General features: G+C 42.0%; 22 protein-coding genes. 14 read left to right on the top strand and 8 right to left on the bottom strand.

The window, feature by feature from the left end; genetic code table 11:
• Position 1: 1 nt before the first annotated feature.
• From rnhB to F0226_RS17020, 7 genes are all read left to right on the top strand, one after another.
• The gene (rnhB, locus tag F0226_RS17050) at positions 2-622 is read left to right on the top strand and encodes a ribonuclease HII (protein WP_171736772.1); all 621 of its coding nucleotides are present in this window, start codon (positions 2-4) and stop codon (positions 620-622) included.
• Positions 623-703: 81 nt separating this feature from the next.
• The gene (gene dnaE, locus F0226_RS17045; protein WP_171736771.1) at positions 704-4,183 is read left to right on the top strand and encodes a DNA polymerase III subunit alpha; all 3,480 of its coding nucleotides are present in this window, start codon (positions 704-706) and stop codon (positions 4,181-4,183) included.
• Between the two features lie 45 nt (positions 4,184-4,228).
• Positions 4,229-5,188, top strand: a complete 960-nt coding sequence (gene accA / locus F0226_RS17040) for an acetyl-CoA carboxylase carboxyl transferase subunit alpha (RefSeq protein ID WP_171736770.1) — start codon at positions 4,229-4,231, stop codon at positions 5,186-5,188.
• Positions 5,189-5,368: 180 nt separating this feature from the next.
• Complete coding sequence (gene tilS / locus F0226_RS17035) at positions 5,369-6,715, top strand: tRNA lysidine(34) synthetase TilS (RefSeq protein WP_171736769.1); 1,347 nt, start codon at positions 5,369-5,371, stop codon at positions 6,713-6,715.
• A 59-nt stretch (positions 6,716-6,774) separates the two neighbouring features.
• Positions 6,775-7,089, top strand: coding sequence for a cytochrome c (locus F0226_RS17030; RefSeq protein WP_171736768.1), 315 nt, complete (start codon positions 6,775-6,777; stop codon positions 7,087-7,089).
• 163 nt (positions 7,090-7,252) lie between these two features.
• Entirely contained in the window at positions 7,253-7,591 is a 339-nt protein-coding gene (gene glnB / locus F0226_RS17025; protein WP_017063373.1) for a nitrogen regulatory protein P-II, read from the top strand.
• A gap of 57 nt (positions 7,592-7,648) precedes the next feature.
• Entirely contained in the window at positions 7,649-8,557 is a 909-nt protein-coding gene (locus F0226_RS17020) for an endonuclease/exonuclease/phosphatase family protein (RefSeq protein WP_171736767.1), read from the top strand.
• Between the two features lie 44 nt (positions 8,558-8,601).
• On the opposite strand, the gene F0226_RS17015 is transcribed toward F0226_RS17020, so the two are convergent.
• The 3 genes from F0226_RS17015 to gloB all read right to left on the bottom strand — a co-directional run bounded on the left by F0226_RS17015 (position 8,602) and on the right by gloB (position 11,679).
• On the bottom strand, positions 8,602-9,279 hold the full coding sequence (locus F0226_RS17015) for a YIP1 family protein (RefSeq protein WP_171736766.1): 678 nt from the start codon (positions 9,277-9,279) through the stop codon (positions 8,602-8,604).
• On the bottom strand, positions 9,276-10,850 hold the full coding sequence (locus F0226_RS17010; protein WP_171736765.1) for a LysM peptidoglycan-binding domain-containing protein: 1,575 nt from the start codon (positions 10,848-10,850) through the stop codon (positions 9,276-9,278). The genes F0226_RS17015 and F0226_RS17010 overlap by 4 nt, the downstream gene beginning before the upstream one ends.
• A gap of 70 nt (positions 10,851-10,920) precedes the next feature.
• Positions 10,921-11,679 carry a hydroxyacylglutathione hydrolase gene (gene gloB / locus F0226_RS17005; protein WP_171736764.1) on the bottom strand — a complete coding sequence of 253 codons (759 nt, stop codon included), beginning with the start codon at positions 11,677-11,679 and terminating at the stop codon, positions 10,921-10,923.
• Between the two features lie 53 nt (positions 11,680-11,732).
• On the opposite strand from gloB, the gene F0226_RS17000 reads away from it, so the two are divergent.
• Positions 11,733-12,524, top strand: coding sequence for a class I SAM-dependent methyltransferase (locus F0226_RS17000; protein WP_171736763.1), 792 nt, complete (start codon positions 11,733-11,735; stop codon positions 12,522-12,524).
• Positions 12,525-12,581: 57 nt separating this feature from the next.
• On the opposite strand, the gene rnhA is transcribed toward F0226_RS17000, so the two are convergent.
• A complete protein-coding gene (rnhA, locus tag F0226_RS16995) occupies positions 12,582-13,046 on the bottom strand; it encodes a ribonuclease HI (RefSeq protein WP_171736762.1) in 465 nt (154 codons plus the stop codon).
• Between the two features lie 56 nt (positions 13,047-13,102).
• Here rnhA and dnaQ point away from each other — a divergent pair, with 56 nt between their 5' ends.
• The gene (dnaQ, locus tag F0226_RS16990) at positions 13,103-13,855 is read left to right on the top strand and encodes a DNA polymerase III subunit epsilon (RefSeq protein ID WP_171736761.1); all 753 of its coding nucleotides are present in this window, start codon (positions 13,103-13,105) and stop codon (positions 13,853-13,855) included.
• An 8-nt stretch (positions 13,856-13,863) separates the two neighbouring features.
• The gene (locus F0226_RS16985; protein ID WP_171736760.1) at positions 13,864-15,114 is read left to right on the top strand and encodes a TIGR03503 family protein; all 1,251 of its coding nucleotides are present in this window, start codon (positions 13,864-13,866) and stop codon (positions 15,112-15,114) included.
• A 132-nt stretch (positions 15,115-15,246) separates the two neighbouring features.
• Here the strand turns inward: F0226_RS16985 and fadE are convergent, their stop codons facing one another.
• On the bottom strand, positions 15,247-17,691 hold the full coding sequence (gene fadE / locus F0226_RS16980) for an acyl-CoA dehydrogenase FadE (RefSeq protein WP_171736759.1): 2,445 nt from the start codon (positions 17,689-17,691) through the stop codon (positions 15,247-15,249).
• Between the two features lie 346 nt (positions 17,692-18,037).
• On the opposite strand from fadE, the gene lpcA reads away from it, so the two are divergent.
• Together lpcA and F0226_RS16970 are read left to right on the top strand one after the other, a co-directional pair.
• Positions 18,038-18,613, top strand: a complete 576-nt coding sequence (gene lpcA, locus F0226_RS16975) for a D-sedoheptulose 7-phosphate isomerase (protein WP_137373584.1) — start codon at positions 18,038-18,040, stop codon at positions 18,611-18,613.
• Between the two features lie 107 nt (positions 18,614-18,720).
• Positions 18,721-19,575 carry a class II glutamine amidotransferase gene (locus tag F0226_RS16970; protein WP_171736758.1) on the top strand — a complete coding sequence of 285 codons (855 nt, stop codon included), beginning with the start codon at positions 18,721-18,723 and terminating at the stop codon, positions 19,573-19,575.
• A gap of 179 nt (positions 19,576-19,754) precedes the next feature.
• Here F0226_RS16970 and purN read toward each other — a convergent pair whose 3' ends face one another.
• Positions 19,755-20,393: a phosphoribosylglycinamide formyltransferase gene (gene purN, locus F0226_RS16965; RefSeq protein WP_171736757.1), complete on the bottom strand. Its 639-nt coding sequence runs from the start codon at positions 20,391-20,393 to the stop codon at positions 19,755-19,757.
• Between the two features lie 174 nt (positions 20,394-20,567).
• On the bottom strand, positions 20,568-21,608 hold the full coding sequence (gene purM / locus F0226_RS16960) for a phosphoribosylformylglycinamidine cyclo-ligase (protein WP_137373587.1): 1,041 nt from the start codon (positions 21,606-21,608) through the stop codon (positions 20,568-20,570).
• A gap of 169 nt (positions 21,609-21,777) precedes the next feature.
• Between purM and upp the strand changes: the two genes are divergently transcribed.
• Entirely contained in the window at positions 21,778-22,404 is a 627-nt protein-coding gene (gene upp, locus F0226_RS16955; RefSeq protein WP_137373588.1) for a uracil phosphoribosyltransferase, read from the top strand.
• 154 nt (positions 22,405-22,558) lie between these two features.
• Here upp and F0226_RS16950 read toward each other — a convergent pair whose 3' ends face one another.
• The gene (locus F0226_RS16950; protein ID WP_171736756.1) at positions 22,559-23,797 is read right to left on the bottom strand and encodes a uracil-xanthine permease family protein; all 1,239 of its coding nucleotides are present in this window, start codon (positions 23,795-23,797) and stop codon (positions 22,559-22,561) included.
• Between the two features lie 283 nt (positions 23,798-24,080).
• Here F0226_RS16950 and F0226_RS16945 point away from each other — a divergent pair, with 283 nt between their 5' ends.
• Entirely contained in the window at positions 24,081-25,277 is a 1,197-nt protein-coding gene (locus tag F0226_RS16945; RefSeq protein WP_171736755.1) for a DUF2066 domain-containing protein, read from the top strand.
• Positions 25,278-25,420 lie beyond the last annotated feature (143 nt).

Here is a 25,420-nt window from a genome sequence, read left to right as displayed (position 1 = left end):
AATGGCAGCTACTGAAAAAAAAGAACTTCCACCTTTTGAATATCCATCAGGTTATCAGCTAATTGCTGGTATTGATGAAGTTGGAAGAGGTCCGCTGGTCGGGGATGTTGTGACTGCTGCTGTTATTCTTGATCCAAACAACCCAATTGAAGGGTTGAATGACTCCAAGAAACTTTCTGAGAAGAAGCGGCTTGCCCTTTTTCCTGAGATCAAAGAAAAGGCGTTAGCTTGGTCTATTGGGCGATGCTCTCCACAAGAAATTGATGAATGGAATATTTTGCAGGCAACTATGATTGCAATGCAAAGAGCGATAGCGGGGTTACCCACTCAGCCAGACCTTGCCCTAATTGATGGCAATAGAGTCCCTGATTTACCTATGGATGGTATTGCAGTCGTGAAAGGCGATTTAAGAGTTGCGGAAATCAGTGCCGCTTCAATTATTGCGAAAGTCGTTCGTGATCAAGAGATGGAAGAATTGGACAAGCTGCACCCGGAGTTTGGTTTTGCTAAGCATAAAGGTTATCCGACTAAAGCGCATTTTGAAGCGATTGAGAAGTATGGCGTAACCGAGCAATACCGTAAAAGTTTTAAACCGGTTAAGCGAATTTTAGGTTTAGATTAACCTTGTTTAACTAGTGCGTAAGAAAATAGAATACACCCAGTTAGAACCCTAGGCGATAACGTCTAGAACTCAGGAATAATAATGTCAGATCCGAAATTTGTTCACCTGCGCGTACACAGTGATTTTTCAATGGTAGATGGCCTTTCTAAAGTGCCACCACTTGTTAAAAAAGTCGCTGAAATGGGCATGCCAGCATTAGCTCTTACCGACTTCACTAACCTTTGCGGTTTGGTGAAGTTTTACGGTACTGCCCATGGGTGTGGGGTTAAGCCAATCATTGGTGCAGATTTCTTAATGCAATCCGCTGAATTTGGTGATGAGCTGACTAAACTCACAGTAATAGCAACCGATAATAAAGGTTATAACAACCTTACATTATTGATTTCTAAAGCCTACTTGAGAGGTCATGTTCAGCATCAACCTGTCATCGACAAAGAATGGCTGGTAGAGAATGCTGAAGGGCTGATCATTTTATCTGGGGCTAAAGAGGGGGAAGTTGGTAAGGCACTTCTAAAAGGTAACCAAGAATTGGTTGAAAGCTGTGTTCAGTTTTATCAAACACACTTTGCTGATCGCTTTTATCTTGAATTAATCCGAACGGGGCGTCCTGATGAAGAGTCTTATCTTCATTTTGCCTTAGAGCTTGCAGAACAAGTTGAGCTTCCTGTTGTTGCGACCAATGAAGTTGTTTTTCTAACGGAAGACCTATTTGATGCGCATGAAATTCGTGTTGCGATTCATGATGGTTACACCATTGTTGATCCGCGCCGACCTAAAAACTACAGCCCGCAGCAATACCTTCGAACTGAAGAAGAAATGTGTGAACTGTTTTCTGATATTCCTGAAGCTTTAGAAAATAGTGTTGAAATTGCTAAGCGCTGTAACGTGACAGTTCGATTGGGTGAATATTTTCTACCAAACTTTCCAACCGAAGGTTTGGCTATTGAAGACTTCTTAATCAAGAAATCAGAAGAAGGTTTAGAGCGTCGTTTAGCGTTTTTATTCCCAGATGAAAAAGTTCGTGAAGAACGCCGACCAGAATACGACGATCGCCTAAAAATAGAACTCGAAGTTGTCAATAACATGGGGTTCCCTGGTTATTTCTTGATCGTAATGGAATTCATCCAGTGGTCAAAAGATAATGATGTACCAGTTGGTCCTGGGCGAGGATCTGGTGCTGGTTCATTGGTTGCTTATGCTCTTGATATCACAGACCTTGATCCACTTGAATACGATCTACTATTCGAACGTTTCTTGAACCCAGAACGTGTATCTATGCCCGATTTCGATATCGATTTCTGTATGGATAAACGTGACCAAGTTATTGACCACGTTGCTGAAATGTATGGTCGAGATGCGGTATCCCAGATCATCACGTTCGGTACTATGGCTGCAAAAGCGGTAATCCGAGATGTGGGTCGTGTGCTAGGGCATCCATTTGGTTTCGTTGACCGTATTTCAAAACTGGTTCCGCCCGATCCTGGTATGACTCTAGAAAAAGCATTTCTAGCAGAACCTGCATTACCTGAGCTTTATGATGGTGATGAAGAAGTTCGTGAACTTATCGATAAGTGCCGAATCCTAGAAGGCTGTACGCGAAATGCAGGTAAACATGCTGGTGGTGTTGTAATTTCACCTACCACGATCACTGATTTTGCCCCAATTTATGCCGACGCAGAAGGCAACTTCCCGGTTACCCAATTTGATAAAAATGACGTAGAAACTGCGGGCTTGGTTAAGTTCGATTTCTTGGGTTTACGTACATTGACCATCATCGACTGGGCTCTAGGTTTGGTTAACCCTCGCTTGGCGAAAGAAGGAAAAGATCCTATACGGATAGACTCGATTCCTCTGGATGATAAAGCGTCGTTTAACCTTTTGCAAAACTCTGAAACTACGGCGGTATTCCAACTGGAATCTCGCGGTATGAAAGACTTGATCAAGCGTCTTCAACCCGACTGTTTTGAAGATATTATCGCATTGGTAGCCCTATTCCGTCCTGGTCCACTGCAATCAGGCATGGTAGATAACTTTATCGACCGTAAACATGGTAGAGAAGCGGTATCTTACCCTGATGAAACGTGGCAACACGAATCACTAAAAGAAACATTGGATCCCACATACGGAATCATTCTATACCAAGAACAAGTAATGCAAATTGCACAGATCTTAGCGGGTTATACGCTAGGTGGCGCAGATATGCTTCGCCGTGCGATGGGTAAGAAAAAGCCTGAAGAAATGGCAAAGCAGCGTGGCACTTTCAAAGATGGTGCAGTAGCTAACGGTGTAGATGGCGAACTGTCGATGAAGATCTTCGACTTAGTAGAAAAGTTCGCAGGTTACGGCTTCAATAAATCTCACTCAGCCGCATACGCACTGGTTTCATACCAAACATTATGGCTAAAAACTCATTACCCTGCTGAATTCATGGCTGCTGTAATGACGGCTGATATGGATAATACTGAGAAAGTCATCGGCTTAGTTGATGAATGTATCAGAATGAAGCTCAAGCTGCTTCCGCCAGATATTAACTCGGGGCTTTATCGATTCAATGTTGATGAAGAAGGGGCGATTGTTTACGGTATTGGAGCGATCAAAGGTGTAGGTGAAGGTCCGATTGAAGCGATCATTGAAGCCAGAGAAAAAGGCGGGTATTTTAAAGACCTATTTGATTTCTGTGCACGCATTGACTTGAAAAAAGTTAACAAGCGTGTGATAGAAAAGCTGATTTATTCGGGCGCGCTTGATAGATTAGGTCCTCACCGAGCTGCAATGATGGCATCACTAAAAGATGCGGTGAAAGCGGCGAGCCAGCATCATCATGCTGAATCTTTCGGTCAATCAGATATGTTTGGTGTGTTAACTGACGCGCCTGAAGAAGTGGAACATAAATATACGCAAGTGCCTAAATGGCCAGAGAAAGTATGGCTAGAAGGGGAGCGTGAAACGCTTGGCTTGTATTTAACGGGTCACCCAGTTAATGCGTATATTAAAGAATTAGCTAAATATACGAGCTGCCGCTTAAACGATGCAACTCCAACAAGACGAGATCAATCACTGACCATCGCAGGTTTAGTGATTGCCGCGCGAGTCATGACGACAAAGCGTGGAACTCGTATTGGTTTGATGACGTTAGATGACCGATCAGGTCGAATGGAAGTCATGTTATTCTCCGATGCCCTAGATAGGTACGCAGAATTACTAGAAAAAGACAAAATTGTGGTCGTTTCTGGACAGGTCAGCTTTGATGACTTCAACGGTGGCCTTAAAATGTCCGCGCGCGATGTGATGGACTTAGGAAGCGCCCGCGAAAAATACGCTCGAGGATTATCAATATCAATTGAAGAATCCCAAATTACGGGGCAATTTTTTGAACGCTTTGGTCAAATCTTAGAACCGTATAGAGCCGGAACAGTCCCAGTCAATGTATACTACCAACGTGCCGACGCTAGAGCGCGGTTAACTTTGGGCACAGAATGGCGTGTAACGCCAAGTGATACATTACTAGATGAATTAAAACAGCTGCTTGGAAATAGCCAAGTAGAACTCGAATTTAACTAAATTTAGCTCCACTTACTTGAGAGCTGAATCAACAAGGATTCATAGATGAGCCTGAACTTTCTAGAATTTGAAAAGCCTATCGCTGAACTTGAAGCAAAAATTGAAGCGTTACGCGACGTTTCTCGTCACGGTGGTGACACAGCGGTAGATCTAGACAAAGAAATCGCACAACTAGAGAAAAAAAGCTTAGAGCTTAAACAAAAAGTATTCAGTGACTTAGGTGCTTGGCAAGTCGCTCAACTGGCTCGTCACCCACAGCGTCCATATACTTTAGATTATCTAGAACACGCATTTACTGAATTTGAAGAGCTTGCGGGTGACCGCGCTTTCGCTGACGATAAAGCTATTGTTGGTGGTATGGCTCGTCTGGATGGTCGTCCTGTGATGGTTATTGGCCACCAGAAAGGTCGTGAAACGAAAGAAAAAGTAAAACGTAATTTCGGTATGCCGAAGCCAGAAGGTTACCGTAAAGCTCTACGTTTAATGGAAACGGCAGAGCGTTTCAAAATGCCAATCATTACGTTTATCGATACAGCTGGTGCATACCCTGGTGTTGATGCTGAAGAGCGTGGTCAATCAGAAGCAATTGCTAAGAACTTAAAAGTAATGGCCGGTCTAACTGTGCCTGTTATTTGTAACGTTGTTGGTGAAGGCGGTTCTGGTGGTGCACTTGCAATTGGTGTTGGTGACTACGTAAACATGCTTCAATACTCTACTTACTCGGTAATTTCTCCGGAAGGTTGTGCTTCAATCTTATGGCGTGATTCTGATAAAGCGCCACAAGCCGCTGAAGCTATGGGGCTAGTTGCACCGCGCTTAAAAGAATTAGAGTTGATTGATGAAATCATCCCTGAGCCTTTAGGTGGTGCGCATCGTGATCCGATTCAAATGGCTGAGAATATGAAAGCGACACTAGTTAAACAACTAGCAGAGCTAGAGCAATTTGATAATGATGCGTTACTAGAACGCCGTTACCAACGCTTAATGAGTTACGGTTACTGCTGATCACCAAGTCTATTGGTCATCAGTAACATTGAGTATCAATAGCATTGGTTATCAAGTAACTTTGGTCATCAAGAAATAATATAATTTAGCGATAGAATGAAAGGGTTGGACTCAGTGCCAACCCTTTTTTATTATTAAAATTGTTCTTAATTTTAATTTCAGTCACTTCTAGGGCGTTCCATGTCGAGTTTGTTTGAGAAATTCACTTCAGTAATGCAATTAGCTAATCATCAGCCAAAGCGCGTTGTTATTGCTTTTAGCGGCGGTGTTGATTCAAGAGTGTTGCTTGAGTTGAGCTCGATATATCAAAAAACGTTTCCGTCAATTGCAGTGATTGCGGTACATGTACATCACGGTCTGAGTGCCAATGCTGATGAATGGGCACAGCAATGTTCAACCTGGTGTGAACAATTAGGTATTTCGTTTGCTGTAGAAAAAGTGACATTAGATCAAAGCTCATCAGAAAGCTTAGAAAAATTAGCGAGAGATGCGAGATACCAAGTACTTAGTCAATATCTTGAGAATGGTGACTTTCTTCTCACAGGGCAGCACAGTGATGATCAGGTCGAAACGTTTCTACTAGCGTTAAAGCGAGGTAGTGGACCTAAAGGGCTTTCTTCAATGGCGCAAATAATGCCTTTTGGAGATGCTTTCTTAGTGAGACCTCTTTTGTCAGCTTCACGTACCGATATTGAAGCATTCGCTCATCAGCAAGGTTTAAGCTGGGTCGAGGATGAAAGTAATACTGATTTACGATTCGACAGAAACTTTATACGTCATGAAATTTCTCCTCGCTTCCAACAAAGGTGGCCGAGCTTTAGTGCTTCCGTTCAACGCAGTGCACTTCTGTGTGCTGAACAAGAACAATTGCTTGATGAGCTTTTAGCCTCACAATTTTCTCAGGCTTACCATTTAGATCAGAGCTTAGATATTACGTTTCTTAAAAATCAAACGGAGTTATTACGTGCGCGCTTAATTCGAATGTGGCTGGCAAAATTAAGTTTAACCATGCCAAGTAGAAAGCAACTACAACTGATTTGGGATGAAGTGGCAGAAGCAAAGCATGATGCTAACCCTAGGCTTATATTGGACAGCGTTGAAATTCGACGTTATTCAGGGCGACTATATGCAGTAAAAAATGCAAAGGACATCACAAATTGGTCTCAATCCATTTCGCTGAATGAACTAATTTTATTGCCTGAGCGTATCGGTTCAATGTGCTTACAGACTGACGAAAAGAAGTTTGCAGAGCATGAAATGAATAGCGTTGGAATGTTGTCGCTTGATGTAATGAAAAATGTGGAATGCTTACGGGTAATATTTAACCCTGAAGGTTTAGTCGCACACCCTGTTGGGCGTAATCATAGTCGTAAGATGAAGAAACTATTCCAAGAATATAATGTGCCGAGTTGGTTAAGAAGACGAACGCCAATTGTTATGGACGGTGAAAATGTCGTTGCTGTTCTTGGAGTGTTTGTTGACCAAAGATATCAAGGTCAAGATTGTGAGGTTCTTTGGAGTAAGTGACTTATATTTATGTCACAATTACTCTTAAACTTATATAAAAATAAATAATGGAATGAGCAATGAAAAAAATCACTCTTGGATTAGTTCTTGGTTTAGGCTTATTAAGCGGTAACGCTCTAGCCGCTGGTGATGTTGCAGCAGGGCAAGCAAAAGCAGCTATTTGTGCAGCATGTCATGGCGCTGACGGTATTGCAGTTATCCCTGGTTACCCAAACCTTAAAGGTCAGAATGAGCAATATTTAGTTTCTTCTATGAATGCTTATAAAGCAAAGCAGCGTAATGGTGGTTTAGCGGTAGTGATGCAAGCTCAGGCTTCTATGCTTAATGATGCTGACATTGCCAATTTAGCGGCGTATTACTCAAGTTTGAAGTAACTCTGCTTTATTTTGCCCTAAGAGGCAGAAGTAATGGTTATATAAGCCGTTATGATTAATGAATTATTTTGGAAGCCAGAGCCTTTATGCTCTGGCTTTTTTGATTGAATGTTTAGTATAGCTATCCGATAATGGACATATTCGTAGAGTTTAAGGGATGAACATGAAAAAAATTGAAGCAATCATCAAGCCATTTAAGCTGGATGACGTACGTGAAGCGTTAGCTGAAGTTGGCATTACAGGCATGACAGTTTCAGAAGTTAAAGGCTTTGGACGTCAAAAAGGACATACAGAATTATATCGTGGCGCTGAGTACATGGTTGATTTTTTGCCGAAAGTAAAATTAGAAATTGTGGTAACAGATGAAGTCGCTGATCAGTGTGTGGATACCATCATTGAAACCGCTCAAACTGGAAAAATCGGAGATGGAAAAATCTTCATTACTGAAGTTGAGCGTGTAGTTCGTATTCGTACTGGTGAAGAAGACGAAGACGCTGTTTAAAATGAATTATCGAAAGGAGCGTTTATCGCTCCTTTTTCTTTCTAAGTAGATCGTTCTATGTTCAAGAAATTAACGTGTATATCTGCTCTTATTATCCTTGCCAGCTTTATTTCCTTCAAAGCTGTTTTTACCATTCCTTACCAAGCTCAGCTGAATACCAGCATTCACTCGAACTCAAATTCAAACCGAGCTTCTGATGCTGTATCTAATGAAATAGGTAAAACGGAGCACAGTTGTTTTGCTCATTCTTCTCCCCAGCGCCTCGATGTTTCGAATGGCTTGTCGATATTAGTATGGAACATCTATAAACAGAATAAAGAGAACTGGCAGGAGGCTTTAGAAGAACTTTCTGAAGGTCGCCAGTTGATATTATTACAAGAAGCGAGCATGAGTGAGGAGCTGAAAAACTACATTAGCAGTAGAGAGTGGGGAGTGAGCCAAGTGAATGCTTTTGAAGTATTTAATACTCAAGCTGGTGTGCTTAACCTTTCATCAGTCTTGCCAATTAAAGCTTGTGCTTATACGCATGAAGAACCTTGGTTACAGTTACCTAAATCAGCTTTGTGGTCATTGTATCAACTGAGTGACGGGCAAGAATTGGCTGTTGTTAATATCCACTCTGTTAATTTTACGTTTGGTACAGAAGACTATTTTGAACAGTTAGATGTTCTGACGAGTCAGTTATTAGTACATCAGGGACCAATCATCTTTGCTGGTGACTTTAACAGTTGGAGTGAAGCTAGATTTACGGTATTAAGAGCAGCCTTGAAGAAAGTGGGGTTACAGGAGGTGACATTTGAGCCAGATAATCGAACCCAATTTATTACCGGACTACCGCTTGACCATGTCTTTTATAGTGGTCTCGAAGTACAAAAAACAAAAGCGCCCGTTTCGGACGCTTCTGACCATAACCCATTACAGGTGACTTTTTCTGTTAGTACAAACCAAACTGAAGGCGCTAAATAGATTAAGAAACCATATTAGTTAACTGATTTAACTTATTGGTTCGATCAAGAAACAATAATATAAATAGCCCAGATCAAGTAGTAACCAACCCAAGGTAAAGATGAGATAACAAGTGCTTGACCGCGCTCAAATTCAGTCCATGTTAATACTGCTGAATAACCGAGCACAATATACCAAGGCAGTAATAGTGGCAGTGAGCTTGCAAATTGAGACCAGTCGTTGGTCAATGGAAGCTTAATTAAACCATTTAAACTATTAAGATCAGCAGCGTAATACATAACGTTACCGTGTTTGAGGATTAAGCTCGCGTAGCTTGCAATATCACCTAATACAGCAGGAAACATTACTGCTGAAGATACAGCAAACCACTTCCAGTAACCGTGCTGGTGCACACTTGGTTTCGCCGCGAGGTTAAACCAAAAAGCAAGCATTAGAACCGCAAGAGTACGGCCAAAGACATCGCTGATAATTTCACTGGCAAGTAGAGTGTTACTGTCTAAAAGCGCTAGCTGTTCTGGGTTTAATTGGTGAGATAACTCAGCGCTTAACCAAGCAAAATCGACATTTGAGAAATACGCGCCCCAAAACAAAAATGGACTCAGTATTAATACAATGTAAGGTTGCCATCCCCAAGATCCACGTTGATGAAGGGCTAAAAAACAAGATGTTGGTGAGCGGAATATATCCAACAACATCACGAGCGGGTTACTTGAAGGGTTCATACACTTACCTTAGTTACATCAACATACAGCTTCAGTTTTTGTCCTGGCTGCAGATATTTTTTATTTTTTAAACTGTTCCATTTAACAACGTCAGCACTTTTTACTTTGAATTTTGAAGCAATTCCGCTGATGGTGTCTCCTGATCGTACATTGTAAAAAACGGTGCGGATTATTGCGCCGTCAGAGCCGTTTTTCCAAATAACCAGTTCTTGACCGACACGTAATGTATCGCGAGGTCCCATTCCATTCCATTTTGCTAGAGACTGATGTGACACCTTATTCTTTCTGGCAATCGTCCATAAATTATCACCAGATTCAACAGTATGAGTCAGCTTATACTGCCCTCGTGATTTTGATTGTGTAGCGGTTAAGCGGTTTGAGGCGCTTAACGCATAAACATTATCGTTACTGGTTGATGCTGGAATCATAAGGTACTGACCAATTCGGATATTGTTGTTGGTCATATTATTGGCAGAACGAATCACTTTGCTGGTGGTATTGTATTTGTTTGCTAATACGCTAAGGCTGTCTCCCGATTGCACTTTATAGCGAACAAGCTTCATACCTTTACCGCGATTCTCTTCAACTTGTTGGTTGAATCGCTCAATAGACTCGATAGGTAGCAATAGCTGATGAGGTCCATCAGGCGCTGTCGCCCACTGGTTATATGCAGGGTTTAACCCTTGTAGCTCTTTCACTGTGATGTTTGCGTACTTAGCTGCAATTGCGAGGTCAAGTTGTTCATTAGGGTTAACTAACTGAATAACGGGTTCGTTTGCAATGGCAGGGATCTCTAAGCCGTATTTTTCTTGGTTGGCGACTATGTCAGCAAGAGCAAGAAGCTTAGGAACATAGCTACTGGTTTCTTTCGGTAAATCTAGGGAGAAGAAATCAGTTGGTTTCCCTTGTTTCTTGTTGCGTTTGATTGCATTTGATACTCGACCACCACCGCTGTTATAGGCAGCAATAGCGTGATTCCAGTTGCCTTCAAAACGTTTGTTTAGGTAAGTCAGATAATCTAATGCCGCATCCGTTGATGCATCGACATCACGACGTCCGTCGTACCAAAAATCTTGTTTAAGACCAAACCATTCAGCGGTGCCAGGGATAAACTGCCACAGGCCTGCTGCACTTCCGTGAGAGTAGGCAAAGGCATCAAAAGAGCTTTCTACAACAGGCAGTAAAGCCAGCTCTAGTGGTAAGTCACGCTGTTCAATTTTCTCGGTAATTAGATACAGAAATGGTTCTGCTCTTTTCGAAACTGTGCGAAGGTGATTTGGGTGCTTAAGATACCAGGTTCGGTAGTAGTCGACTTTTTTATGATCTGGAACCGTTAGCTCCAACTGCATAGCGATACGTTGCCACACATCTTGTTGTTCTTGCGGAGTGACAACAGGTGCTTGTATATGAGTTTTAGATTCAATAACAGGCTCTGCCGTTGTTTCAGATGAGACGACGTGATCAGGCGTAGGTTGATTGGTTGGTTCGGGATCTTGTTGTTGATTGTCTGACTGAGTTAATTGGCAACCAGAAAGCAGAAGCGCCAATGCCCAGCTGTACTTAACTCGCATGATACAGCCTTTTAAATAAACGGCTGCTGATAATACTTGTCACCCCCTAGGAGTGACAAGTGTCAAATCGTTAAAATTCGTTCTTCCACTCACGTAATGCAGTAAAAACAGAGATTGGATCGGTTTCTTGAGTTCTGTTAGATACTGATTTTATAACGCTTGGTTGCGTATAGCGTAAGAATGGATTGATCCACTTTTCTTGTCTAAGTGTGGTTGGAAGTGTGGATTGGTTCTGGGCTCGTAAGCGGTTTACTTTGTCTCGATACTGGTGAAGTAGATCATTATCAGGTTCAACGGCTAGAGCAAAAGCCACATTGCTAGCGGTATACTCATGAGCGCAATATACTTCTGTTTCTTGAGGTAAGGCTGCAATCTTATTCAGAGAGTCAAACATTTGCTGAGGAGTCCCTTCAAAAATACGACCACATCCAGCGGAGAATAATACATCTCCACAAAATAGCTTGGCGTCGCCAACAAAGCCAATGTGCCCTGCAGTATGTCCACTTAAACCAAGTACAAGAAAAATCTCATCAAACAGTTTAATTTGGTCACCATCTTCAACGGGGTGAGTCAATGTTGGAATTGGTTCATTTCTAGGACCTACGACATCAATGTCAGGATATTGTCTTACTAACTCTGGAACACCGCCAATGTGATCGTGGTGGTGGTGCGTAACTAGAATTGCATCTAAAGTAAGCTCATGTTGTTGCAAATACTCTAATACTGGAGCTGCATCACCTGGGTCAACGACAGCACAACGGCGATCGCTATTTTCAATCAGCCAGATGTAATTGTCATTGAATGCAGGTATGCTTTTGATATGTAACATTATTGGTTCTCCAGTCACTTTTAGTGAGACAGAATAAGCGAGACAGATTATTGATGAAGCCCGCGCGTAGCCAAAAGAAATTTGAACGCCCTTATACTTGGTCCCAACTACATAATGGTGAATGGGTAAGGGAATCTATTCAAATGAGACTTGATGAATGGTGTCCAAAACTATTTGGATACCATATGCTCAAACTCGGCGGACTTAGTAGTGAGCTTTCTAGCTGCACTTGTAACATTCAACATCAAGTAAATTTAGATATCCAGAACCCATTACATAATGTGATTGCAGATGTTTATAATTTGCCCTTTGTAGAAAAAAGTTTTGATGTCGTAGTACTCAGTCATCAATTGGATTATAGCAACGACCCTCATAGATTACTGCGAGAAGTTGATCGAGTGATGATGGATGATGGCTATCTGATTATCTCAGGCTTTAATCCGTTTAGCTTAACGGGTTTAGCGAGCTTAATGCCATGGCGGAAAAACAGCTTACCTTGGAGTGGAAGGATGTACACGCCAAGTCGAATGAAAGACTGGCTAGGGGTACTTAACTATCAAGTAATCCAATGTGATAGCTATGCTTTATTTCCGATGAAGAAATATCAAACGGTGTGGACTTGGTTAGAGAACAGTCTTGGTGACTGGGCATCATCTGCCGGAAGTCAGTACTTCATTGTCGCGAGAAAACGCACTTATCCTATCAAACCAATTAAACCACACTGGCACTTAAAGCGACGTTTTTCGCCCGTAGGAGCAAGCTTGACCACGAGGTGTACGGCGCATGCTGGGACTTTATCACCTGAAAAAACTCAGCACCCTACAAAGCATAAAAAAGCCGACTAGCGGCTTTAATTGAAATTCGATGCTGGCTTACTGATAACTGATATTTGTAGTTGCTAGTTAAGCAGGTTGATAGCCGATATCTTCTTCGGTTGGGCTTTCTGCCGCGGTTCTCGCCAATTCATCACACATTTCATTTTCTCGATGACCAGCGTGCCCTTTAACCCAACGCCAATCTACGCTATGTCGCGCTGTTTCTTGATCAAGCTGCTTCCATAAATCGGCATTTTTTACAGGCTTTTTGTCGGTGGTTTTCCAGTCTCTTTTCTTCCAGTTATGTATCCACTGTGTGATCCCTTGGCGAACATATTGGCTATCAGTCGTGAGAATAACAGAACAAGGTTCTTTTAAGGCTTTAAGCCCTACAACCGCTGCAAGCATTTCCATGCGATTGTTTGTGGTTAGGGTATAGCCTTTCGCTAGCGTCTTTTCGACTTTTTTATAGCGAAGCACAACGCCATAGCCACCTGGTCCTGGGTTACCTAAACAAGACCCATCTGTGAAAATTTCGACTTGTTTCGTCATGATTTGATACTATTACCTTAAGCACATTATTGGCATAGTCTGACACAGTTATCCTTATGAATACCAGCAGCAATTCTGAAAGACAAACCGACGCTAAAAACAAGCGCATCATCGTACTCGATACCGAAACAACCGGTATGAATACCGAGAGTGGACCGCACTATCTTGGTCACCGAATCATTGAAATTGGTGCCGTTGAGATCATTAATCGAAGGTTAACAGGGCGTCACTTTCACGTTTACTTGAAACCCGATCGAATGATCCAAGATGAGGCGGTTGGAGTTCACGGTATTACTGATGAATTTTTGATTGATAAACCACTGTACCGAGATGTTCATAAAGAGTTTCTGGAGTTCATTGATGGTGCTGAGCTTGTCGCCCATAACGCGCCCTTTGATACAGGGTTCATGGATTATGAGTTTGAAAAGCTAGATCCAACTATTGGTAAAACGAGTGACTTCTGTGAAGTGACCGATACCTTAGCGATGGCAAAGAAGATATTCCCAGGTAAGCGAAACAACCTAGATATCTTATGTGAAAGATACGGAATTGATAATTCTCATCGTACTTTGCACGGCGCTTTACTCGATGCCGAGATTTTAGCCGACGTTTATTTATTAATGACGGGTGGTCAAACATCACTGCAATTTAATGCTGGTCAACAAGATGGTGGGGCCGAAAGTATTCGCAGAGCACAATCTGGACGAAAACTATTAAAGGTTTTAAGGGCAACAGCCGATGAACTAGATGAACATCAAAGCCGGTTAGATATCGTAGAGAAAAGCGGAAGCTGCCTCTGGCGTCAGTAGGAGAATTTATGTTGAGGGTAATGGTTACCTGTTGTTTGTTATTGATGAGCCTTGGCGCAAAAGCAGCCACTGAATCAGCAATGAGTTTGTTGGATAATCGTTTTCGAGTTGATCCGACTATTGAGCAGATTACCTTCGTAATTTATCGTGCGGAAAGTTCTCAACCCGTTGTACTTGTTCGCCCTGACGGTAAAAAATATTACTCATGGAGAAGTGCCGACAATGTACGTTGGTATGAAGAATCATCCATGGATATTATATCTATAGATAACCCGATGCCGGGCCCTTGGCAGGCGATTGGTAAGGTCTCCCCTAATAATAATATTAAGCTTCTTTCGCACCTTGTACTGAAAACGGGCAACTTCCCGAATAAGCTTTATCAAAGCGAGAACATTAAATTTACCGCTCGCCTTTCTTCTGATGGTAAACCGCTGGTTTTGAGAGACTTCTTAGATAGGGTGAAGCTTAAAGTTACTTTTACTAAGTTTGTTGAAAACGAAGACTCATTAGTTAAAGAAGCTCGTCCTATTCCTATAGTTATGGGGGAGTTTTCTGATGATGGTGAAGGCTTAGATGAAATGCCTGGTGACGGAGTGTTTACCGTTGCTCTGCCCGTTGATATCGAGCCGGGAAAATACCGAGTGCGAATTACTTCAGGCAATGGCGTCTTTCTTAGAGCTCAGGAGCAAGAAGTTTTAGTTTATCCTTCGCCTATTTCGACTACTTTCATCCAATCAAGAAAAGAAGGTAAACCTCATAGCGTGGTTGTTTCTGGTGAACAGGGAATGATTGAACCCGGTACATTAGCTGTTCACATTGAGCATAAAGCCCCAGATGAATATGTTTACTACGAGCAAGGTCAAGCACGTCCTGAGGAAATGAAAGTGCCGTTGGCTATTGATTACAACGGTGAGTTAGGGATTTATTCATGGTTCGGTGAAGTATTTGCCAATGATGCTGCAACTAAGCGTCCGTTGATGTTCCCCATTCAAGAGCATACTTACAGTGTGGTTGAGGAAATCGATCTAGCTGAGTCAAGGCGATTACAAGAGGCGGCTTTAGCAGAACAGAAAAAGTTAGAAGAAGAACAACGCATCTTAGAACAAAGAGAAGCCGATAGACAAAAGAACATGATTATCATTGGGGTTGGAAACGTAGTTGCTATCCTTTTAGGGTTACTGATTTGGTTTGTGATTAGGAAGATAAAGGCTAAGAAGCAAGCAATGCCAGAGATGCAATTACAAGCACCTAAGAAATAATCGTGAAGATAGAAGATAGAAGATAGAAGATAGAAAATAGAAAATAGAAAATAGAAAATAGAAAAAGGGACTCTGATGAGTCCCTTTTTATTGTGTGTACTAGATTAGATTTAAATGCATTAGAAACAGTAGCTAAGCAACATTTTCAATCGTTGGGTATTGAGGCTTTGCTGCTAATTCCTCTGGGTTAAAGTCATCGACATTAATTGTGTATAAACGATGTATTTCAGCGGTTTTTAGTAACTCTGCTTCTTGTGCGTTTAAGATACCTTTTTCAAGCCCAATATCAGCAACTAGATCTAAGCGAAGGAAAGGTCTCTTTTTATGGGTTTCTTTACAAACGCGATCAAATAAAGGTTCAGCTTTCAGAATAATCTCTAAAGCTTGTTCTATTTTACCTACAGCGTTGTGTTCTGTTGGCTCTAGATATTGGCCTCGACCTATACGTGAACGAGTTGCACTTGGTGTTTGGATAATATGCGCCACTTGGCTATCCAGTTTGTCACTTGGCGCGCGGCGAACACGACCAAATGGCATTAAGATTACGCGTAACGCACGACCAAGAACAGGGTTAGGGAAGTTCATCAAAAACTCATCAATAGCCACTTCAGCTTGTTGTAGGCTATCTTGCATACCCCAATGAACTAAAGCTAAATCTTCGCTATGTCTGCCGTCACTTTCATAGCGCTTTAAAGTTGCAGAGCTTAAGTAAAGTTGGCTAAGAATATCGCCAAGTCTTGCTGATAAACGCTCTCTTCGTTTTAATGAGCCACCGAGTACCGCCATAGAAACATCAGAAAGGAATGCCAAGTTTGCGCTGTAGCGGTTGAGTTGCTGATAGTAACGCTTGGTTTGATCTTTAGTTGGAGAGTTCGACCCTCTACCATCGGTTAAACCTAACCACAAACTGCGGACAAAGTTACTGAGTGTGAAGCTTACATGTCCAGCAAGTGCAGAATCGAATCTTTCAACTGAATTAGCATCATTTGAATACGCGGCTTCCATTTCCTCTAAAACATAAGGATGGCAGCGAATTGCACCTTGCCCATAAATGATCATAGAGCGAGTAAGAATGTTTGCCCCTTCAACCGTGATTGCAATTGGTGCACCTTGGTAGCTTCGAGCTAGGAAGTTTGATGGACCTAAACAAATCCCTTTACCCCCTACGATATCCATAGCATCAATAATGCTGCGTTGACCGCGATGGGTACAGTGATATTTCACAATAGCCGAGATAACCGAAGGCTTTTCACCTAGATCAATACCTGCAACGGTTAGGGTGCTTGCAGCATCCAAAACGTAAGCATTACCTGCAAGGCGAGCTAGTGGTTCTTCAACCCCTTCCATACGACCGATTGGTTGTTTGAATTGGCGGCGAATACGAGCATACGCTCCAGTTGCAAGAGCGGCTGATTTTATGCCTCCTGTCGAGTTTGAAGGTAAGGTAATACCACGACCAACAGAAAGACATTCAACCAGCATTCTCCAACCTTGTCCTGCCATTTTCGAACCGCCAATGATGAAGTCCATTGGCACAAATAAATCTTGCGCTTGAGTGGGACCATTTTGGAAAGGAACATTTAATGGGAAGTGGCGGTTACCAATTTCAACGCCTTTTAAGTCAGTAGGAATCAGGGCACAGGTGATGCCTAGATCTTCCTTGTCGCCCAATAAGCCTTCAGGATCTCGCAATTTAAAAGCAAGACCAAGCACGGTTGCCACAGGCGCTAGTGTTATGTAACGCTTATTCCAAGTAAGGCGCATGCCGAGTACTTGCTTACCTTCCCATTCACCTTGGCAGACAATGCCATAGTCAGGGATAGAGCCGGCATCTGAACCTGCTTCAGGGCTGGTCAGAGCAAAACATGGAATCTCTTTCCCTTCAGCTAGGCGGGGCAGGTAGTAGTCTTTTTGATCTTCAGTACCGTAGTGTTGTAATAACTCACCGGGACCGAGGGAGTTAGGCACGCCAACAGTAGAAGATAGAACACTTGAGACGCCTGTGAGCTTTTGCAATACCAGAGACTGCGCATAAGCTGAGAATTCCAAACCACCATATTTTTTCTTAATGATCATCGCGAAAAACTTATGGTCTTTTAGGTATTGCCACACTTCTGGCGGTAAATCTGCCAACTCATGGGTTACGTGATAATCACTAACCATTTCACAAACGTGATTAACTGGTCCATCTAAAAAATCTTGTTCTTCTTTAGATAGCGATGGAGCTGGAATTTGTTGAAGCTTCTCCCACTGCGGTTTGCCTTTAAAAAGTTCGGCTTCCCACCAAACCGTGCCAGCATCTAGTGCTTCTTTCTCGGTTTGAGACATAGCAGGCAGCACTTTTTTAAACAGAACTAATGCTTTTTGGCTAATTAGGGTTTGTCGAATACTTGGCACAGCGAAAATTGCAGTGAACAGTAAGTAAGTTAACCAACCCGTCGCACCTATGTTTCCATTAAAGGTTAGCCCTACCATTACCAGCGTAATGGCGAATAGAGCACGAGTTAAGCTAAGGCGATGATATAAGCACACACCAGCAGTTAAAGTGACGCAGAGTAGGGAGAGCAATATGTCCATTGTTGATTTCCTTTTCAGACATTATTCTTGTTATGTAGCTACTAAAGCTTGTTGTATAAGCTCTAAAGAGGTCGAACCAGTTAAGTGTAATTTAATTGTTGAATATTTGTAAAATCCCTAACTGCATAAAAAGTGATCTAAGTAGAGTTAAAGTTCTAATTATGAGAGGTGGGCGGTGAAGAAGTGCCCAGTTTTGACCTAGGAAGGAAATTATCGTGGCAATCTTTTAGCTAAAGTGTCGACACTATGAAATGTTTCTGGGTAAACTCAGATAATAGAAGGAATAACCTTCAGTTCTCACTTTACGAGCGATACGCTGCGTGAACTAATATAAGAGATAAGCCTTATGTACCAAGACCTAATCAAAAGTGAATTGAACGAAGCTGCTGACGTTCTAAATAAATTTTTAAGTGATGATCATAATATTGCTCAGATAGAAGCCGCAGCTAAAATGATCGCAGATTCTTTTAAGCAAGATGGCAAAGTTCTTTCTTGTGGTAATGGTGGCTCGCATTGTGATGCTATGCACTTTGCTGAAGAGCTAACAGGTCGATACCGTGAGAATCGCCCAGGTTATGCTGGTATCGCAATTTCAGATCCAAGCCACCTTTCTTGCGTGAGTAATGACTTTGGCTACGATCACGTATTTTCTCGTTATGTAGAAGCGGTTGGTCGTAAAGGCGACGTGTTGTTTGGTTTGTCGACTTCAGGTAACTCTAGCAACATTTTAAAAGCGATTGAGGCGGCGCAAGCAAAGGGTATGAAGACCATTGCTTTAACTGGTAAAGATGGCGGTAAAATGGCAGGTTGTGCGGATATTGAAATCCGTGTACCACATTTTGGCTACGCAGACCGTATTCAAGAAGTACATATTAAAATTATCCATATTGTTATTCAGCTTGTTGAAAAAGAAATGGAATAATCGCTATATCTAAAGCTAGTTAAACAGAATTTATAGTGAATTAAACAGATATAAATTGGAGCATACTTTGCTCCAATGATGGTGATAACAAGGGAGTAGGTTAGACCATGTGTGAATTGCTCGGTATGAGCGCCAATGTGCCAACTGATATATGTTTTAGTTTTACAGGGCTCATTCAACGTGGGGGAAATACAGGTCCGCATAGAGATGGATGGGGTATTACTTTTTATGAAGGAAAAGGCTTTAGGACGTTTAAAGATCCTAATCCTAGCTGTGAATCTAAAATTGCTGAACTTGTTCAAAACTATCCAATTAAGAGTTGTGCTGTTGTCAGCCATATTCGTCAAGCAAACCGAGGTGGAGTGAACTTAGAAAACACTCATCCATTTACTCGAGAGCTATGGGGAAGGTATTGGACATTTGCTCACAATGGTCAGCTTACTGATTATGATGATCTGAATAGTGGGCGTTTTCGTCCTGTTGGCCAAACAGACAGTGAACTTTCTTTTTGTTGGTTACTGAAGCAATTAGAAGATCGCTACCCTGAACCACCACAAGATCAAGAAAGCATGTTCCGCTTTGTCGCACATTGTTGCGATACCCTCAGAGAAAAAGGCGTATTTAATATGCTGCTGAGTGATGGCGAGTATGTCATGACTTATTGCACTAACCATTTGTATTGGATCACACGACGCGCCCCTTTTGGGAAGGCGAGTTTAATCGACGAAGATGTTGAGATTAACTTCCAAGAAGAAACGACACCGAATGATGTGGTGTCTGTTGTGGCGACCCAGCCTTTAACAGATAACGAGGAATGGTGTCGTATGAAACCAGGAGAGTTCACATTGTTCCACTTTGGTGAAATGGTTGATAGTAATCATGAACAGCTTTCCGATGTAGCTTATGCTCCGAAGAAGGTACTGAGTCAGGCTCCTACTGCACCTTTAACCAGTGATTGCTAACGAGTTACTGGTGCGTGTCTGATATTTGGCTAGCTGATAATAGCTAACCCCTGATAGTTAACCACGGATAACTAACTGCAGACAGTTAACGAGTGAGTGTGATTTTATAGCCTGCATTAAAAAGCCGCTTAAACTAAGTTTTAGTTTAAGCGGCTTTTTATTTTTGGGTTCACTGATTGTTACTCTTCAGCGTAGCCGTGTTCCCCTAAATATTCACCATCTAACAGTGCTTTTCCGTTATTCATCTCTAATCGACCTTCTACAAACCACTTGCTTACGAGAGGGTAGATATTATGCTCTTGGGTCAATACTCGATTGGCTAATGCATCAGCATCATCATCGGAGAAAATAGGTACTTTGGCTTGTAAGATAACCGGACCGCCATCTAGTTCTTCGGTCACAAAGTGTACACTGGTACCATGCTCTGCATCTTTTGCATCAATAGCGCGCTGGTGGGTATGCAGGCCTGGGTACTTAGGAAGTAGTGATGGGTGAATATTGATCATTTTACCTAAGTAATGACGAACAAACTCAGGGCTTAAGATTCGCATATAGCCAGCAAGAACAATTAAATCTGGCTGGTATTCATCGATTTGCTTCATTAGCTCAATATCAAACAATTCACGAGATTCGTAAGCTTTAGGGCTTAGACTGCGAGCAGGAACATTAGCTGATCTTGCGCGCTCTAAACCAAAAGCGTCCTCTTTATTTGAAAAGACCGCTTTTACAGAAGCGTCGATGATATTGTTCTCGCAAGCATCGAGAATGGCTTGAAGGTTACTTCCGTTTCCTGAAATTAAAACAACAATATTTTTCATGCGGTAGTCTAACTCGTTTGTTCAAAGTACATTCATAGTGAATAAGCTTTATGTAATGTACCTATACATTTTAAGGTTTTCTGGGGGCTAAATAGCAGAATGAGGACCATAAGGTCCTCATTCGTGAAATTCACTAATAATGTTTTGGATAAAGCCAAAACAGATAATAGGCTATTAGTTGATTTCTACTTGTTCTTCACCAGCTTCAGCATTGGCAATCTCACCGATAACCCAAGCGTTTTCGCCTTCAGCTTTCAGTAATTCGACAGCAGCATCTGCTTGATCTTTCGGTAGAGCAACCACAAGACCTACACCACAGTTGAAAGTGCGGTACATTTCGAATGTTTCCACGTTACCTTTCTCTTGTAGCCAGTTAAAGATAGAAGGCCATTCCCAGCTCTTACCATCAATCACGGCTTTCGTACCTTCAGGAAGTACGCGAGGGATATTTTCCCAGAAACCACCACCAGTAATGTGCGAGATAGCATGAATGTCATGTTCTGCAATCATTTTAAGTGCTGATTTGATGTAAATTTTAGTCGGTTCTAATAGGTGCTCGCCAATTGTGCGACCTTCTAGTTCTTCACTCTTGTCAGCGCCAGAAACTTCTAGCACTTTACGAATTAGAGAGTAACCGTTTGAGTGAGGACCGCTTGAACCAACAGCAATAAGAGCATCGCCAGCCGCTACTTTTGTTCCATCAATGATGTTTGCTTTTTCAACAACACCAACACAGAAACCAGCTACGTCATAGTCGTCGCCTTCATACATACCTGGCATTTCAGCAGTTTCACCGCCGATAAGTGCACAGCCTGCTTGAACACAACCTTCAGCAATACCTGAAACTACATCAGCTGCAGTATCAACATCTAGTTTGCCAGTCGCGTAGTAATCTAGGAAGAAAAGAGGTTCACCACCTTGAACGATTAAGTCGTTCACACACATAGCCACAAGGTCAATACCAATTGTGTCGTGCTTTTTCAGATCCAGAGCAAGGCGAAGTTTAGTACCAACGCCGTCAGTACCAGAAACGAGTACTGGCTCTTTATATTTAGTTGGAAGTTCACATAGGGCACCAAAGCCACCAATACCACCCATTACTTCAGGGCGACGAGTGCGTTTAACAGCACCTTTAATACGGTCTACTAGTGCGTTACCTGCATCGATATCAACACCAGCGTCTTTGTAGCTTAGAGAAGAAGTATTACCACTCACGGGATAGTCCTCGAACTTAAGTTGGATGTGAAAACGGCGCTATTCTAACAGGGCTTGATTACGAAGAGCAAACGTTTGCGCGGTTTTTTTTATTAGAATAAAGATTCTGAAATAACCACAAAGTTCGTGTACAATCTACAGGTTTGTTTAAATATTGCCGGAGTTGGAAATGAAAGTTGTTGAAGTGAAACACCCGCTAGTAAAACATAAAATTGGCCTGATGCGTGAAGGTGACATTAGCACTAAGCGTTTTCGTGAGCTAGCAACAGAAGTGGGTAGCCTTCTAACGTATGAAGCGACATCTGATTTCGAGACTGAGCGAGTAACCATTAATGGTTGGAACGGCCCAGTAGAAGTTGACCAAATCAAAGGTAAAAAAGTAACAGTAGTACCAATTCTTCGTGCTGGTCTAGGCATGATGGATGGTGTACTTGAGCACATGCCAAGTGCTCGTATCAGTGTGGTTGGTATCTACCGTGACGAAGAAACACTAGAGCCTGTACCATACTTCAACAAGCTAGCATCTAACATTGATGAGCGTATTGCTCTAGTTGTTGATCCAATGTTAGCAACTGGCGGTTCTATGATTGCAACTCTTGACCTTCTAAAAGAGCAAGGCTGTAAAGTATTTAAAGTACTTGTACTTGTTGCTGCTCCTGAAGGCATCGCTGCTCTAGAAAAAGCACACCCAGATGTAGAGCTTTACACTGCTGCAATCGATGAGAAGCTAAACGACAAGGGTTATATTGTCCCTGGTCTTGGTGATGCTGGTGATAAGATCTTCGGTACTAAGTAATTCGGTTTTTGTTTAAGTTAATCTGAATAGTTATTTTTACTCGCTGAATTGGCTTAATTAACCACATTAATAAAAAGGGAGAGCATTTGATGCTCTCCCTTTTTTGATTTTGTTAGTTTGTGATTTTTTGTAGGTAGCCTTACTTAACGACTAATTAATCGATTTGAGCTTTATCTACCACAGTGTTGTCACCTAGCTCTTCTGGAAGCACTAGATTAAGTAAGATTGCAACGATACCGCATAAGCTTACACCTTGTAGGCTAAAATCGCCGATGCCAAATGCCATGCCGCCAATCCCAAAAACTAAAGTAATACCCACAATCACCAAGTTACGTGATTTGTGAAGGTCTACATTATTTTTAATTAGGGTATTCAAGCCTACTGTTGCGATAGAACCAAACAGTAGAATCATGATGCCACCCATTACAGGAACTGGGATAGTTTGCAGTAAAGCGCCGAGCTTACCTACTAACGCAAGAACGATTGCAGTCACTGCAGCCCAAGTCATGATCACTGGGTTAAATGCTTTGGTCAGCATTACTGCTCCTGTTACTTCACTGTAGGTTGTGTTTGGTGGCGCGCCCAGCATAGAAGCTGCAATCGTTGCTACACCATCGCCAGTGATAGTGCGGTGTAAGCCTGGTTTCTTTAGGTAATCTTTGCCAGTTACGTTAGAGATAGCCAGCATGTCACCAACGTGCTCGACGGCTGGTGCAATCGCAACAAATATCATAAATAAGATGGCGTTGATGTTGAACTCAGGTGTTGTGAAGTTTGGCAATGCTAACCAAGACGCTTCAGCAACTGGTGTGAAGTCTACCGCGCCATACACTAAGCTTGTGATGTAACCCGCGACAATACCGGAGAAAATAGGCAACAGTTTCAGGAAGCCTTTTGAGAAGACACTGATGACAATCGTCACTAGTAGTGAAATCGAAGAAATCCATAGCGCGGCGTCTGCATCAATCAATTGGACAGCCCCATCACCAGTCTTACCTAATGCCATATTTACTGCAACAGGTGCAAGACCTAAACCGATAACCATGATTACTGGGCCAACCACCACTGGTGGTAGCAGTTTGTGAATAAAGCCAACACCTCTTACTTTGATCAGAGCACCCATCAACACATACACAACACCTGCAGCCATGAGACCACCCATGGTTGCGCCAATGCCCCACGTTTGTATACCAAACATGATAGGGGCAATGAATGCAAAAGAAGATGCTAAGAAAATTGGCACTGAACGGCGTGTAATAAGTTGGAATAAAAGGGTACCGATACCGGCACCAAACAGTGCAACGTTTGGATCCAAGCCTGTTAATAGAGGCACGAGGACGAGTGCACCAAATGCAACAAACAGCATTTGAGCGCCCTGCAAAGCATTCTTCATGGAATATCCTTTGAACTTAAGTGAGAAGATAAAATTTAAGATAAATAAAATTCGCAGGATTCTATCATTTAGCAATCGGTTGCTATGTCGGGTAGATCAAACTTATTTGCCTAAATGATAGATTGAAGAGGGAAATTTTTTATTTCATGCTGTTTTTGAATGAGTGATACCTGCTCAGGCTATTTCTATTTAATTTTTATCAAGCTATCTGAACGGTCTATCCTTGCCCCTTTTTAGATAGTTGCTTATCATCAAGCCACAAGATTAGAATATTAGGATCAGTATGCGCTATATAGCATTGTTGTTGATGGTTTTTTTGTCATTACCGAGTTACGCATTAACTCAAGTCGATATCTTTAGTTCCGAAGTCGTAATTAACGGTGAAAATAAGCAACCAGAAACGGTCGCTAGAAATACTGGTATGCAGCAAGTACTCGTTAGAGCTACAGGTCTAAAAGACGTAGCGTCTAATGACATGATCAAAAAAGCGATGCGCCAAAGCTCTCAATATATATCACAATTAAGCTATGGCGAATTGGGCGATCAAACGACATTACGCATGAGATTTAATTCAGCGCAAATTCGTTCATTACTAACCCAAGCACAATTACCTTATTGGCCAGATACTCGCTCGAACATTTTAGTGTGGCTAGTCGAAGAGCAAAACTTTGATAAGAATATTGTTTGGGAACACTCAGGTTCAGAGCTAGCGAGTAGTTTACAAGCTAATGCTGAAACTCGTGGTTTACCCATTATTCTGCCTGTCGGTGATTTTGATGATATCACTGGTATTGCTACTTCTGATTTATGGGGCGGGTTTGTTGCACCAATCAGTACAGCAAGCCAGCGCTATCCTGCTGATGCTGTGTTGGTGATAAAATCACAAGGTAATTCATTACGTTGGACTTTATACGACCAACAACCTGCACTGATGACAAGCTCGCCTAAATCACCTTTAAGCGGTTCTGCTTCCTCTTCTCAACAGTTGATTGATGAAGTCAGCCATTATTATGCAAGTAAAAGTGCAGTAACAGTAGCAAGTGAATCTTCAGAATCTATTTTGGCTCAGTTTATTAGTATTAGTAATGCTAAGAGTTTCTTTGAACTAGAAAATGCACTTAAGCGATTAAATTCTGTTGCCAGCCTAGATATTTTAAAAATTCAAAATAGTGAAGTGACATTCCGTATTCATTTATTGTCGACTCAACAAGAGTTTGAACAAGAAGTGGAGAGAATTCGTCAGGTGACCGCCATTGAGCGACAATCGGATGTGCCTGAAGTTGCCCCTGGTTTTGAAAAACAAGCTAACACGCAGACGGTTGGTGATGAAAATGATGCTCTTGAGACTGAGACTCAGTCTTCTATTGAAGGCGTTTTAGAAGGTAAAATCGGGGAATCAACTGAGCTTGATGAAGCCGAAATCGTGGTTCCCGTTCAGGAAGTTAAGCCTGACTTGGTTTATGAGTGGCTTGCTAAGTAAGCAAAATTGTAGATAAATAAGTTAAAAGATAATAAAAAGCCCGATACACCTTAATGGATGTATCGGGCTTTTTTATGCATAAACCGTGTCTTGTGAAGTCGTTGAAATCAACTTGCCCTCTAAACAGATTGCCTCGAAAAAAG

Source organism: Vibrio sp. 99-70-13A1, assembly GCF_013114625.1.
In the GTDB taxonomy this organism is placed as follows: Bacteria; Pseudomonadota; Gammaproteobacteria; order Enterobacterales; family Vibrionaceae; genus Vibrio.
The sequence above is the reverse complement of the archived record's forward strand: the minus strand, read 5'-3'. Positions and strand labels throughout refer to the sequence as shown.

What these genes read in the sequence shown, in the direction of transcription:
- F0226_RS17010 (WP_171736765.1), bottom strand. Translation starts at nt 10,850, where the DNA reads ATGCGAGTTAAGTACAGCTGGGCATTGGCGCTTCTGCTTTCTGGTTGC.
- accA (WP_171736770.1), top strand. Translation starts at nt 4,229, where the DNA reads ATGAGCCTGAACTTTCTAGAATTTGAAAAGCCTATCGCTGAACTTGAA.
- rnhB (WP_171736772.1), top strand. Translation starts at nt 2, where the DNA reads ATGGCAGCTACTGAAAAAAAAGAACTTCCACCTTTTGAATATCCATCA.
- purN (WP_171736757.1), bottom strand. Translation starts at nt 20,393, where the DNA reads ATGAAAAATATTGTTGTTTTAATTTCAGGAAACGGAAGTAACCTTCAA.
- lpcA (WP_137373584.1), top strand. Translation starts at nt 18,038, where the DNA reads ATGTACCAAGACCTAATCAAAAGTGAATTGAACGAAGCTGCTGACGTT.
- glnB (WP_017063373.1), top strand. Translation starts at nt 7,253, where the DNA reads ATGAAAAAAATTGAAGCAATCATCAAGCCATTTAAGCTGGATGACGTA.
- F0226_RS16970 (WP_171736758.1), top strand. Translation starts at nt 18,721, where the DNA reads ATGTGTGAATTGCTCGGTATGAGCGCCAATGTGCCAACTGATATATGT.
- F0226_RS16950 (WP_171736756.1), bottom strand. Translation starts at nt 23,797, where the DNA reads ATGAAGAATGCTTTGCAGGGCGCTCAAATGCTGTTTGTTGCATTTGGT.
- F0226_RS16985 (WP_171736760.1), top strand. Translation starts at nt 13,864, where the DNA reads ATGTTGAGGGTAATGGTTACCTGTTGTTTGTTATTGATGAGCCTTGGC.
- F0226_RS17015 (WP_171736766.1), bottom strand. Translation starts at nt 9,279, where the DNA reads ATGAACCCTTCAAGTAACCCGCTCGTGATGTTGTTGGATATATTCCGC.
- F0226_RS17000 (WP_171736763.1), top strand. Translation starts at nt 11,733, where the DNA reads ATGAAGCCCGCGCGTAGCCAAAAGAAATTTGAACGCCCTTATACTTGG.
- rnhA (WP_171736762.1), bottom strand. Translation starts at nt 13,046, where the DNA reads ATGACGAAACAAGTCGAAATTTTCACAGATGGGTCTTGTTTAGGTAAC.
- fadE (WP_171736759.1), bottom strand. Translation starts at nt 17,691, where the DNA reads ATGGACATATTGCTCTCCCTACTCTGCGTCACTTTAACTGCTGGTGTG.
- dnaQ (WP_171736761.1), top strand. Translation starts at nt 13,103, where the DNA reads ATGAATACCAGCAGCAATTCTGAAAGACAAACCGACGCTAAAAACAAG.
- upp (WP_137373588.1), top strand. Translation starts at nt 21,778, where the DNA reads ATGAAAGTTGTTGAAGTGAAACACCCGCTAGTAAAACATAAAATTGGC.
- gloB (WP_171736764.1), bottom strand. Translation starts at nt 11,679, where the DNA reads ATGTTACATATCAAAAGCATACCTGCATTCAATGACAATTACATCTGG.
- dnaE (WP_171736771.1), top strand. Translation starts at nt 704, where the DNA reads ATGTCAGATCCGAAATTTGTTCACCTGCGCGTACACAGTGATTTTTCA.
- F0226_RS16945 (WP_171736755.1), top strand. Translation starts at nt 24,081, where the DNA reads ATGCGCTATATAGCATTGTTGTTGATGGTTTTTTTGTCATTACCGAGT.
- F0226_RS17020 (WP_171736767.1), top strand. Translation starts at nt 7,649, where the DNA reads ATGTTCAAGAAATTAACGTGTATATCTGCTCTTATTATCCTTGCCAGC.
- F0226_RS17030 (WP_171736768.1), top strand. Translation starts at nt 6,775, where the DNA reads ATGAAAAAAATCACTCTTGGATTAGTTCTTGGTTTAGGCTTATTAAGC.
- tilS (WP_171736769.1), top strand. Translation starts at nt 5,369, where the DNA reads ATGTCGAGTTTGTTTGAGAAATTCACTTCAGTAATGCAATTAGCTAAT.